The sequence below is a fragment of the Alteromonas sp. S005 genome, assembly GCF_036864475.1.
Classification (GTDB): Bacteria; Pseudomonadota; Gammaproteobacteria; order Enterobacterales; family Alteromonadaceae; genus Alteromonas.
Window position 1 is genome coordinate 1 of the sequence record NZ_JAZETN010000043.1, and the last position, 1,292, is coordinate 1,292.

The window sequence follows — 1,292 nt, forward strand, 5'->3', positions numbered from 1 at the left end:
TGACCCATCCTAAATAGCGTTGACACTTTTCAAACTTAATTTGGAGAGTGTAATGAAATCAAATAGCAAAAGAACTCAACGTGATTATTCCCTCGCTTTTAAACTGGCCGTTGTAGACCAAGTTGAAAAAGGCGAATTCACATATAAACAAGCACAAGACCACTACGGAATTCAGGGGTGTTCAACGGTTTTAGTTTGGCTTCGTAAGCATGGTCGTCTAAATTGGACGGATGGTACACCTAAGCTTCTTAAACGAGGTAACTGCGTGGATAAGTCCAAAGTAGAGCTCACTCCAGAACAGCGTATTAAGGCTCTGGAGAAAGAGCTTGCTGATACGAAAATGAAAGCTGATTTCTTTGAAGCCGTCGTGAATGTTCTTGAAACTGATTATGGAGTAAGCGTTGTAAAAAAGCGCAAAAGAAAGTCATCCAGGAAAAAGTGATAGGTGGGGTTTCCGTAGCCAAAGCTTGTCGTTATCTGAATATTTCTCGTCAGGCCTATTACCAACACTGTGCTCGTTCACTCAAGCGCGAAGCGCATGAGGATAGAGTCATTCAGTTCGTACGTCAGGAGCGAATGATGCAACCTCGCATCGGCACTAGGAAACTACAGTATCTTCTTGCGCTCGTTAAAATAGACATTGGTAGGGATCATCTCTTTAATTTACTAAGAGAAAGGCGTCTACTGGTGCCGACAAAGCGTGCCTATCACAAAACAACGAATAGTCATCATCGGTTCCGCTGTCATCCCAACCTCATTAAAGCGGGGTTAAAAGCGGATAAACCCAATCAGCTATGGGTAGCGGATATCACGTACTTGCCGACGCGAAGTGGAGAGAGTTATGTGAGTCTCATTACAGATGCTTATTCGCGGAAGATTGTGGGCTATCAGGTTGACGATAACATGCGAACGCAGTCAGTAAAGCAAGCATTTACTCGAGCGCTTAAACAAAAAAGTACAAACGAAAAACTCGTACATCATTCTGACAGAGGTATACAGTATTGCTCAGAAGAGTATCAAAAACTCCATAGAAAACATGATGTAAAGTGCTCAATGACAGATGGCTACGACTGCTATCAAAACGCCCTTGCAGAGCGGATAAACGGTATTCTTAAAAATGAATACTTACTCCATAAGCCAAGAGATTTAGAAGAAGCGAGAAAGGTAGTTGCAGAGTCAATAGCAATCTATAATGGTAGACGGCCACATCTGGCCCTTAAATACAAAACGCCCGATGAAATACATCGGGCGTTTTAAACAAAATAAGTGTCAACCTATTTCAGGACTAGTCA

The 1,292-nt window shown here is 42.3% G+C and carries 1 protein-coding gene; it reads left to right on the top strand.

Translation table 11 applies throughout. The features are described from left to right. Positions 1 to 52 precede the first annotated feature (52 nt). Positions 53 to 1,257 (top strand): IS3 family transposase gene (locus V7R55_RS19460; protein WP_334061019.1). Its coding sequence is split into 2 segments (ribosomal slippage): positions 53 to 425 and positions 425 to 1,257, totalling 1,206 coding nucleotides; the frame shifts between segments, so codons are not numbered across the junction. Positions 1,258 to 1,292 lie beyond the last annotated feature (35 nt).